The following is a 9,077-nucleotide window of genomic DNA, read 5'->3' on the forward strand; positions in this document are numbered from 1 at the left end:
CGCCAAGGGTGCACACCTTACACGCCAGCCGCATTAGGCGACCCAGCAATGCAGAAGGGACCATCAAGACCATATTATGGCTCAAAAAATCACTTTAACAGGACTCAGGGCAAGTCGTGCACCCACATGTTGAACCCAAATCCAACAAGGATTTGCGTTTCATCGGATACTAGTCCGACAATTGCTTGTGACGACTTACCCTGTACGATTGACGCACTTCTTGAATATACGCTTTTAGGGATACGAGGTAGACCGTCTGAAGTACGGACGGGCGCTGGTGTGCTAGAGGGATACGCCGGTCACGTACGTCCAGCTATATGCACGGTAAGCAAGGTATTGTCAAAAAACGGCCTACCTCGTAAGAATACTTCTGCAATTGTCGGATATATGCCTATACTAGAGGTAGACTAGGTGTTATCCGCATTTCGTCGCAGTGCAAGGTTATGCTGGCCAGTCTGGATCCATCCAGGAGCTGAAGGAATTCTTGAAGCACTATACGACAACTGCCGTTATTATTGCGGCGTTCCTTAAGAGAACGCGCTTCGATGTTAACTCTACGTCAAAAACTCTCGTATCCCTCGCTGGGACCCGAAAACCAAGGGGCGAGTAGGGTCACGGTGGATTCAAAGGACCTGCGGTCGTTATGCGGTTGATGTCGCGTGCATCTTTACCCTGTGGTCCTCCAGCTCTGCCTCGGTCTTGAACTTCTCACCACAGACCACACATTTGTATTTCCTACCGAATGATGGGAACTTCATTCCATTTAGAATATGGCTTTCACAATATATCAACATTTAAGATAGCTCTGGATTATGCAACTCCGAAGTCGTGCATCTGCAATACGTGAAATTAATCTGATGGGGGCCCCAAATGATCCATGTCTGACCTCACTTTCTTTTGCTGACCTTCAATAAACGACATGGTTACGGTGGATTTGATGCCTGAGATTTTTCTGACCTTGTTAAGAGTTCTAGATATCATGGCATCTGTTGGAAACTCTATCCTCGCTACAATGTCAAACCCTCCATATACTCCTTCAACATGAACGACGCCCGGCAGTTGCGACAGCTCATCTATGACCTGCCTTTCTACTCCTGGGTTGATTTTAATCAAGACATACGCCCCAGGCATACATATACAGAATGGTCGAATCAAGTATTAAACGATATTCAGCAGCTCTAGTTCCAGTTAAATCAAGAATCGACTAGGTTTTCACCGTATCACCTGATCACGCCAGTAACTGACTTTATTTTTTAGACATTGTCCGAATCTGGTCTGAACTGTCACTTCTGACGTTTCTTGATTTCAGATTCCAGACAACCTTTGCGTTTGCGTCGAATTTGGAAAACATAATTTCCGTCAGAGGCATCCTTGACAGAAAAGCCAGATCAAAGATTGGAAGAGGTAACATATCGAATAACTTTAGTCATGTTCAATTCATTTATTCCTTATTAAGCGCTAATAAGCTTTAATTTGAGGCGAAAGCTGCCCCTCATCCATGTCCACAATGAAGTACATCCAGCTTGAACCCCACGGCGACGTTGCGGTCGTCAAGATAAACAGGCCTGAAGCGCTCAACGCCATGAACGTTGACGTCATTGCCGAACTTTCACGCACTATCGACATCCTTGGTGCCGACGACGGCACCAAGGCCGTGGTCATTACCGGCGCAGGCGAGCGCGCGTTCTGCGCAGGAGCCGACATCGCCTTCATGGTCAACATCGAGCCGATGCAGGCAGAGAAATACGCGTCATCCGCCCAGGCGGTCCTCAACAAGATAGAAAAGCTGGAAAAGCCTGTAATAGCCGCGGTGAACGGCTTTGCCCTCGGCGGCGGGTGCGAGCTGGCGATGGTGTGCGACATCCGGATAGCGTCTGAAAACGCCAAGATGGGCCAGCCCGAAGTCACGATAGGCATCCCGCCGGGATGGGGCGGGACGCAGAGGCTAATGCGCATCGTGGGCCCTGCAAAGGCAAAAGAGATGGTCTACACCGGCAAGATGATAACAGCCGACGAGGCCGCGGCCATCGGACTCGTGAACAAGGTAGTAAAGCTGGGCGCTGACGACCAGCTGCCGCCAGAGGCTCCAAAGGGAGACGCGGCCGCTGAAAAGGCGCGGGCCGGAGAAGTCGCCAAGGTCCTGAACAAAAAGCTGATGGGCGAATGCATGGCCCTTGCAAGAGAGATAACCAAGAACAGCTTTACCGCCGTCAAGGTGAGCAAGATGCTGATAAACCGCGGCATGGACTCGGACATCGAGACGGGTCTGCGCCTAGAGATCTATGGCTGGGCGCTCTGCTTCTCGCACGAGGACAGGAAGAGCATGATGTCTGCCTTCCTCAACAAGGGAAAGAAGTAGCTAGACCACGTGCGCGCCCTTGCTCGGCCCGCAGGCAAGCGTCCTGCAGCCAAGGCCTGCATCCCTAAAGCCTGCGGCCATGGCCGCTGCCACTTTTTTGGCACCTTTGTTGCCTTTCAAGAACGCTATCATTGACGGCCCCGCGCCGCTTATCGCGACTGCGAGCGCGCCTGCTGCAAGGGCGTTTTCCTTGACGCCGTCATAGCCCGGTATCAGGTGCTTTCTTGCCGGCTCGACGATGGCGTCTCTGATGCCACTTGCCATCATCTCGACGTCGCCAAGGGCACAGCCCGCCACTATGGTGCTTGCCCCTGAAACGTTTTGCACCGCGCTCTTTAGCGGGACTTCTTTTGGGAGCACGCTCCTTGCCACTTCTGTCTTTCTCGCCGGCACCGGCATCGCCGGAACAGCGACCACCATCGCAAGGTCGCGTGGCGGCTCTATCCGTATGAACCGGGCCGTCCCGTCAACCATGCTGGAGACTATAAAGCCGCCAAGCACCGATGCCGAGACGTTGTCGTAGTGCTTGGCCCCTGCGCTTGCCACCTCTCCTTCTGCAGCATACTCTACCAGCCTGTCTCTGCCTATCTTTAGCCGGTAAAGCGCCTTTAGCGCGACGGCAGCAGCCGCCGCCGAAGCGGCGCTTGAGCCCATGCCATAGCCGGCCGGCACGCCCTTTTTGACTTCTATATGCAGGCTGTCCTTGATGCCATAGTCCTGCGCCATCTTTATGACTACCAGCCCCGCCGAGTTGGACTCTGCCTTCGCCGGTATGCTGCCGTCGGACATTTTCATCGTTATCCTGCCGTCACTGCCTTTCAATTTCGTTATCTTTACCCTGTCCTGCAGCGCGTCAAGGGCGAGGCCGAAGACGTCATAGCCGGGGCCGAGGTTTGCAGTCGACGACGGCGCGACGGCGGTGCACGACTTCATGGCTAGCCGTCCTCCCCCTGGTTGAGCGTCCTGGCAAGCGCAGCGGACAGGTTCAGTATGCCGTTCATGGTCGTGCTTGACACCGCCACCAGGCCGGGCGCAAACCCTGCCTTTGCCATGCTGCGCGACAGGTCCTTGCTCAGGAGCGAATACTCTGTCTCCTTCTCGCCGTTGAGCGCGATTTCAAGGGCGTGCGACGACCCTGCCCACTCTAGTATCTCCTTTAGCCTGTCGGCTACAAGATCCCTTTTTGTCAGCGCGTTTATCTGCGCCGTCTTTAGCCGCAACTTGACAGAAGACGCAAGGAGCGATATCGAGACAAAGTTGATTGGCGACGAGACGAGCGTGCCGTCAAACGCAAATATCGTCGCCTTGTTGTCGACTTGCAGGTTGGACACAAAGTATGGCCCGCTTGCCCGGAAGGCAAACAATTCAATCTGACCCGGCGTGTCGACTATGACATAGTCGGGGTTCAGCTCGTCCACCTGGCTCTGCAGCTCGTCCATCTTGGTCGCTATCATGTCGCTTGCCATGACAAGCGCCCCGTTTGGGCCGAGGCCAAAGTTCTCCATGAGCGTCCTTATGTCGATGATGTCGCGCACGTCAATGTCCGGCTCGTAGGGCAGGCTCGCCACGCCTGGGTCGAGGTTGAGCGTTGCCGCAAACGCGCCCCTGTCGCGGTACCACTGCACAAGCCGGGACGTGAGCAGCGACTTGCCCGAGCCGGCAGTGCCGGCGACAAATATCGCGCCTGTCATGCCTTGGCAAAAGGAGAGTGCCTATATCTGCTTTACACATTTATGTGACGACGATTTACCGGCACTCGCTTTGAACTGGCGTATCGTCGCGGTGCCGGTAAGCATCATACCCTTCATAATCACCTTTCTGATATTCCGAGTCTCGCCTCAGGACATATTCCAGGTTGGGATAGTGCCGTTTGTCGCCTCGGCCGCAGCCGTCATGACGAGGTTCTTTTTGCAGGCGTACCGGTTCAAGTACTTTATCCGCTCCTTTGTGGGCCGGGACATCAGCTCTACCGGCAAGACGCTTGAGGCCCGGCTCGCCGGCGAGTTTGTGACCTCTACGACGCCGTCGCTCATCGGGGGTGAGGTCGTGAGGGTGGCGTGGATGGCCAAAATGGGCGTGCCTGCGGGCAAGGCCACGTGGGTGACGATAATGGAGATAATCGCCGACGTGTTTGCAGTCACGATACTAGCATTTGTCGCCGGCGCGCTTGCCATAGCAACTGGTGCTACATCAGTCGGCATAAGCATAATCGCAGTTGCAGCGGCAACCTTTGGCTTTTGGCTCGCAATCGTCCTGGTGTCTGCAAAGAGGACCCTAAAGATCCCCGCGTTTGCCGAGAGGCTTGTTCACAGGTTTGCGAAAAAAAAGGCCGACGACATACTTGTCAAAATAAACACCGCGCTGGTCGACCTGTCCACGATAAGCCGGGACAATTTCTCTTCCCCTCACGTGGTCAAAAAGTTTGCAGTCGGGCTCGCCATCACGTTTGTCGCTGTGATTGCGTACGCCTCCTCTTTCCTCATTCTGATAGCCACGGTGGACCCGAGCCTCGGGCTCTTTGACTCACTCAACGCCACCACCGCGTCGACCACACTTGGAAACCTCCCGGTGACGATAGGGGGGTCCGGCCTTGCCGAGCTGGGCGCGCTGGCCTACATCCAGCAGGTCGGGGGGGTATTTGACATCGAGAAACTTACGAGCGACTCGCGGGTAACCGCGATACTTGCGTGGAGGATAGCGTCCTACCACGTGCCCCTTGTGATAACCTGGATTGCGTTCCTAAGGCTGGCAGTCGACAGGAAAAAGCCCGAGCAGAAAAAAGCCTAGTCTTCGTCGCCCTCTTCTGACGACGATGATGCCATTGGCAGGTCAGACTCGACGTCCATCAGCACCAGTTCCTGCAGGTCAAAGTTGTAAATCGCCTTCATGTCGAGGCCGAACTTTGCCTTCAGCAGCTCCACGACCTTGTCGCCCAGCGGCGCAGAGTAGAAGTTTATCTTGAACTCGTAAACAAAGCCCTTCATCAGGTCGTTGACCTTGGTTGACTTTGGCATCGTTATCCCCTCGACGATTATCCTGCCGTCCGGCATCGGCTCATAGACCTGGATGTCCAGCCTGCCTTCCTTCTCATAGATCTCGAGGATGTATCCGGTCCTTGAAATGACCTCTGGCTGGCCAAACTTGGCTGACTTGATCTCGTCCTCTGCCCACTTTGGCAGCCCCTCTTCCTGAGCGCTTTCCTTGGCCTCTGCCTTTTTTGCTCTCGGCATGCGTCAGACCGACTGGGCACGCACATGATTTAATGTTTTCCCATGTTGTAGTTGTGAACGACAGGACGCAAACGCATGTCTACAAAATATTACCAGTTGGTTATCGAATTATGACATTTCTATTTAACGTCGTTTTCAAACGCTACTTGACATGACGAGCTTTAGCAGTAACTGGCAAAGGGACAACAAGTCAACGATGTCTGAGAGAGTAAAAGAATCTCTCGGTCCTCAACAACCGCTGAAACCAAGGATCGAGTTCGCCAAGGGCAAGATCCACGCACAGAACCAGAAACTTGACACTATTCTTGAGAAACTGAAGGGCAAGGAGAAGAGCCTGTTCAACCAGGTGGTCTCTGCGCTCCAAAAGCACGACGCGCAGGCAGGCAAGATGGTCTCAAACGAGATTGCGCAGATCAGAAAGACGATCAAGATGATCTCGCAGGTCAAGATGGCGCTTGAGCAGATACAGCTGCGCCTGGAAACAACAATCGACCTTGGCGACGTGATGGTGGCAATCGGCCCGGCAATGGGTGCACTCACGAGGGTGAGGTCAGGCCTTGCAGGCGTCATGCCCGAAGTCGACCGCGAACTTGGCGAAATCAACGGCGTCTTTAGCGACATAATGATGTCTGCCGGCAGCATGGGCAACACGCAGTTTGCGTTCGATGCGTCTGGCGAGGAAGTAGACAAGATCCTTGCAGAGGCCGGCGCAGTTGCAGAGACGAGGATGACTGAGAGCTTCCCAGACGTCCCGGTGGGATCGACTGGCTACAGGACATCCGCAGGCGAGCACTCGCAATAAGCGAGCCGCCTCTTTTTCTTTTTTATTTTTTGCGCATTTTTGCCTATTGGATTCATAACCGAATCTACTTTTGTATGTAGTCGTTTATGAGATGACCGTCAAAACGAGCGTAAATCTCACCCCTCACCTTTTTACTAAAGTGTGTGTGCGCGTTTCCAGTGGAAACATCGCAAAATAATTGTTCTTTTATATCCCCTGCGGCATTTGCGCGGTACCGTGCGGCGGAAAAAATACGGCAGCTTTGTCAATAACCTTCATTGCATGTTTCTAGAAAAATGAAAAGGCTCTGCTGGCGACGCCTGATGCCATGTGCCAGCTTGCAGAGAAGCGCGGCGCCTGCATTACTTTACTGTCACTGACTTTGCCAAGTTCCTCGGATAGTCCGGGTCTGCGTTCTTGGCCAGCGCCAGGTAGTATGACAGCATCTGGAGTGGTATCACCTCGACTATGGGGTAGAACGCCTCCTGGTCAAGGTGCGGTATCTCGATCCAGTGGTCGTAAATGTCGTCTTTGATGTTAGAGATGCCGATGACCGTCGCGCCCCTTGCCTTGATCTCGTGTGCGTTAGAGATAGAGTCGTTGTAGGTCGCGTCGTGGGGCGCAAGCAGGATGACAAGTGTGTTCTTTTCCATCAGCGCCAGCGGGCCGTGCTTTAGCTCGCCTGCCGCCACGCCCTCTGCGTGGACGTACGACAGCTCTTTTAGTTTCAGCGCGCCTTCAAGTGCGATGGGGTAGTGTATGGACCTGCCCAGCAAATAGATGTCGTTTACGTCCTTCATGTCTGCGGCCATCTTTTCAATGACCGGCTGGCTGGTCGAGATGACCTTCTCTATGGCCGCGACAAACTCGGCCGCCTCGCCTGCGCGCAGCTTGCCCTCTGTGAGCCTGTCAGTTACCGCATACGCAAGGGCCAGCTGGCCGGTAAAGCTCTTGGTCGCCGCTACGCCGATCTCGGGGCCGCAGTTTGTCGAAAGGAACGCGTCGCTGATGCGTGCAAGCGACGACGTCGTGACGTTCACTATGCCCAGTATCTTTGCTCCCTGCTTTTTGGATACCTTTACAGATTCCAGCACGTCCGCGGTCTCGCCGCTCTGCGAAATGGCGATGATGACAGAGCCGTCGTCCACGGAAGCAAGGCCGTCGTGCGCCTCGCTTGACATGACAGTCTCTGCGCGTATCTTGGCAAAGCGCGCCAGCATGTGCTTGAACAGGAGCGCGGAATGGTAGCTGGTGCCGCTGCCGGTGATGTAGACGCTGCCGGCGTTTTTCAATATCTCGCAGAACTTGCCCATCACCGCCTCGTCCTGCTGCGCCGCGTGCGCGACGGTCAGGCGCTGGTCGTTGATCTCTTTCAGAGTGTAATGGGCGTACTTGCCCTTGTCTATCTCGCCCAGCTCCCATGCGACCTGGGTTATCGGCCTTGCGACCGGCGTGCCGTCAAAGTTGAAAATCTCCATCTTTTTGCTGTCGATTATCGCAATGTCGCAGTTGTCAAGGAATATCGCCTTGTCCGTGTACTGCAGAAAGCCCAGCACGTCAGACGAAATGAAATAGCCGTCGTTTGCCACGCCGATGATGAGCGGCTCTTCGTATCTCGCTCCGGCGATGGTGCCGTCCTGAAAGACCGCCACAAAGCCGTACGTGCCCTGCAGGCGCTTGCACGTAGCAATCAGCGCATCCTTGATGCCCTTTGCAAGGTGGACTTCGAGCAGGTGGGCGATGACTTCGCTGTCAGTCTCGCTTGTAAAGACGTGCCCTGCTTCTGTCAGCTCTTTTTTGAGCTCTTTGTAATTTTCAATGATGCCGTTATGGACCACGGCAATGCTCTTGTTGCAGGCAGAATGGGGATGGGCGTTGCTGTCAGTCACGCCGCCGTGGGTCGCCCACCGGGTATGGCCGATTCCTATCATGCCGGACATGCCGCTGATGTTGAGGTTCTTGTTGACCTCGAGGACCTTGCCGGTGCCCTTGCGGACGAGCATGCCGCCTTCGTTTATCATCGCTACGCCTACGCTATCATAACCTCTGTATTCCATCTTTTTGAGGCTGTCAACCAGTATCGGGGCTGCAGACTGCTTGCCCTTGTAACCTATAATCGAACACACGGTAGGCTTTAGAGGTCATAAGTTTAAAACGATTATGAATGGGAATTATGACCGTTATGAATAATTTTGTCATTATATGTGCGTAAAAAGGCTGGAATTACTCAATGGTATTTTATACCGCTATAAAACAATATATAATCGCATGGACAATCCCGGGCGTGGGGAAAAAGTCGCTCGTGTCCGAGTCTGACGGCCAGGCGTCGGCAAAGAGGATAACTGTCTTTAGAGACGTCGAGCAGATGCGCGTGCTCTCCAATCCCGTGGCGTGGCGCATAATGGAGCTCTTGTCAAAGGAGCCGATGTATCCCGCCCAGGTGGCAAAAGAGCTGAGGATATACGAGCAGAGCGCCTACTATTACATCCGAAAACTGGCGAGGATCGGCGCAATCGAGGAGGCAGGCAGCAACTTGGTGAGGGGTGGAACTGCCAGACTATATCATGCCGCAAGCCCCGCGTTTGGCATCGAGCTGGACTGGGGCGAGACGCCGGTTGAAATGGGCGCGGGGAGGCACAAGGACGCCATGCGGTTTTTCGACGGATTTGTCAAAGACGACAGGTTCGACGGCCTGCTGGTCGTGGGC

At 54.3% G+C, this 9,077-nt stretch carries 9 protein-coding genes; 4 read left to right on the top strand and 5 right to left on the bottom strand.

The window, feature by feature from the left end; all coding sequences use genetic code 11:
- Positions 1-849 precede the first annotated feature (849 nt).
- Positions 850-1,131, bottom strand: a complete 282-nt coding sequence (locus ACREAY_RS07110) for an Lrp/AsnC ligand binding domain-containing protein (protein ID WP_431755072.1) — start codon at positions 1,129-1,131, stop codon at positions 850-852.
- A gap of 376 nt (positions 1,132-1,507) precedes the next feature.
- Here ACREAY_RS07110 and ACREAY_RS07115 point away from each other — a divergent pair, with 376 nt between their 5' ends.
- Positions 1,508-2,359, top strand: a complete 852-nt coding sequence (locus ACREAY_RS07115; RefSeq protein WP_431755080.1) for an enoyl-CoA hydratase-related protein — start codon at positions 1,508-1,510, stop codon at positions 2,357-2,359.
- Here ACREAY_RS07115 and ACREAY_RS07120 read toward each other — a convergent pair whose 3' ends face one another.
- A complete protein-coding gene (locus ACREAY_RS07120; RefSeq protein ID WP_431755073.1) occupies positions 2,360-3,292 on the bottom strand; it encodes a homoserine kinase in 933 nt (310 codons plus the stop codon).
- 2 nt (positions 3,293-3,294) lie between these two features.
- Positions 3,295-4,050, bottom strand: a complete 756-nt coding sequence (locus ACREAY_RS07125; RefSeq protein WP_431755074.1) for an ATP/GTP-binding protein — start codon at positions 4,048-4,050, stop codon at positions 3,295-3,297.
- A 70-nt stretch (positions 4,051-4,120) separates the two neighbouring features.
- On the opposite strand from ACREAY_RS07125, the gene ACREAY_RS07130 reads away from it, so the two are divergent.
- Positions 4,121-5,146, top strand: coding sequence for a lysylphosphatidylglycerol synthase transmembrane domain-containing protein (locus tag ACREAY_RS07130; RefSeq protein ID WP_431755075.1), 1,026 nt, complete (start codon positions 4,121-4,123; stop codon positions 5,144-5,146).
- On the opposite strand, the gene ACREAY_RS07135 is transcribed toward ACREAY_RS07130, so the two are convergent.
- On the bottom strand, positions 5,143-5,589 hold the full coding sequence (locus ACREAY_RS07135) for a hypothetical protein (RefSeq protein WP_431755076.1): 447 nt from the start codon (positions 5,587-5,589) through the stop codon (positions 5,143-5,145). The two genes, ACREAY_RS07130 and ACREAY_RS07135, sit on opposite strands and share 4 nt — an antisense overlap.
- A 196-nt stretch (positions 5,590-5,785) precedes the next feature.
- Between ACREAY_RS07135 and ACREAY_RS07140 the strand changes: the two genes are divergently transcribed.
- Entirely contained in the window at positions 5,786-6,391 is a 606-nt protein-coding gene (locus tag ACREAY_RS07140) for a Snf7 family protein (RefSeq protein WP_431755077.1), read from the top strand.
- A 341-nt stretch (positions 6,392-6,732) separates the two neighbouring features.
- On the opposite strand, the gene glmS is transcribed toward ACREAY_RS07140, so the two are convergent.
- On the bottom strand, positions 6,733-8,496 hold the full coding sequence (glmS, locus tag ACREAY_RS07145) for a glutamine--fructose-6-phosphate transaminase (isomerizing) (RefSeq protein WP_431755078.1): 1,764 nt from the start codon (positions 8,494-8,496) through the stop codon (positions 6,733-6,735).
- 158 nt (positions 8,497-8,654) lie between these two features.
- Between glmS and ACREAY_RS07150 the strand changes: the two genes are divergently transcribed.
- Positions 8,655-9,077: ArsR/SmtB family transcription factor (locus tag ACREAY_RS07150; protein WP_431755079.1), on the top strand; the 423-nt coding region annotated here is incomplete at its 3' end.

Source organism: Nitrososphaera sp. (assembly GCF_050748925.1).
Taxonomy (GTDB): domain Archaea; phylum Thermoproteota; class Nitrososphaeria; order Nitrososphaerales; family Nitrososphaeraceae; genus Nitrososphaera.

Coding starts and splice junctions, on each gene's coding strand:
- ACREAY_RS07110 (WP_431755072.1), bottom strand. CDS start 1,131: ATGCCTGGGGCGTATGTCTTGATTAAAATCAACCCAGGAGTAGAAAGG.
- ACREAY_RS07115 (WP_431755080.1), top strand. CDS start 1,508: ATGAAGTACATCCAGCTTGAACCCCACGGCGACGTTGCGGTCGTCAAG.
- ACREAY_RS07120 (WP_431755073.1), bottom strand. CDS start 3,292: ATGAAGTCGTGCACCGCCGTCGCGCCGTCGTCGACTGCAAACCTCGGC.
- ACREAY_RS07125 (WP_431755074.1), bottom strand. CDS start 4,050: ATGACAGGCGCGATATTTGTCGCCGGCACTGCCGGCTCGGGCAAGTCG.
- ACREAY_RS07135 (WP_431755076.1), bottom strand. CDS start 5,589: ATGCCGAGAGCAAAAAAGGCAGAGGCCAAGGAAAGCGCTCAGGAAGAG.
- ACREAY_RS07140 (WP_431755077.1), top strand. CDS start 5,786: ATGTCTGAGAGAGTAAAAGAATCTCTCGGTCCTCAACAACCGCTGAAA.